The sequence below is a fragment of the Pseudomonas meliae genome (assembly GCF_001400515.1).
In the GTDB taxonomy this organism is placed as follows: domain Bacteria; phylum Pseudomonadota; class Gammaproteobacteria; order Pseudomonadales; family Pseudomonadaceae; genus Aquipseudomonas; species Aquipseudomonas amygdali.
Genome location: NZ_LJQT01000260.1, coordinates 15,132 through 16,086, shown reverse-complemented (window position 1 = coordinate 16,086; position 955 = coordinate 15,132). Strand labels below are relative to the sequence as shown.

Below are 955 nucleotides of genomic sequence, written 5' to 3'. Positions count from 1 at the left end.
CCTGCTGTTCTCCGCGACCTACCCGGTTGGCATCAAGCAGTTGTCGTCGAAATTCATGCGTGCCCCTCAAACTGTCAAAGTCGAAGCGCTGCACGCCGACAGCCAGATCGAGCAGATTTTCTATGAAATCTCTCCGGAGCAGCGTCTGGAAGCGGTGGTCAAGGTACTCGGTCATTTCCGTCCGGCGTCCTGTGTGGCGTTCTGCTTCACCAAGCAGCAGGTTCAGGAAGTGGTCGACCACCTGACCGCCAAAGGCATGTCTGCCGTCGGTCTGCATGGTGATCTGGAACAGCGCGACCGCGATCAGGTACTGGCGATGTTCGCCAACCGCAGCACCTCGGTACTGGTCGCCACCGACGTGGCCGCGCGCGGTCTGGACATCGACGCACTGGACATGGTGATCAACGTCGAGCTGGCGCGCGATTCGGAAATCCACATTCACCGCGTAGGCCGTACCGGTCGCGCAGGCGAAAAAGGCATCGCGGTCAGCCTTGTGGCACCGTCGGAAAGCCAGCGCGCCCGCGCTATCGAAGAATTGCAGAAAGCCCCGTTGAACTGGCAGCAGTACGATCAGCTAAGCGTTAAGGAAGGCGGCAAACTGCTGCCGACCATGACGACGCTGTGCATCGGTTCGGGTCGCAAGGACAAACTGCGCCCGGGCGACATTCTTGGCGCGCTGACCGGCGAAGCGGGTATTGCAGGCACTCAGGTGGGCAAGATCGCGATCTTCGATTTCCAGGCGTACGTCGCCGTCGAGCGCAGCATGGCCAAACAGGCTCTGGAGCGTTTGAACAACGGCAAGATCAAAGGCAAGTCGCTGCGCGTGCGGATTTTGTAAAGTTTATAGTTGACCCTGATAGTCCCTACACTCCGCGCCGAGCATCATATACAGGCCCCGAAGGTCCTGAAAACGAGGTTTTCAGGCCTCTGCCCGTAGGGCGTGGGAGCGAACTTG

Annotated in this window: 1 protein-coding gene; it reads left to right on the top strand. The window is 59.5% G+C overall.

Annotation, left to right across the window (positions count from 1 at the left end; all coding sequences use genetic code 11):
* A partial coding sequence (locus tag ALO64_RS25775) for a DbpA RNA binding domain-containing protein (protein ID WP_174517440.1) occupies positions 1–838 on the top strand: 838 nt, incomplete at its 5' end.
* Positions 839–955 lie beyond the last annotated feature (117 nt).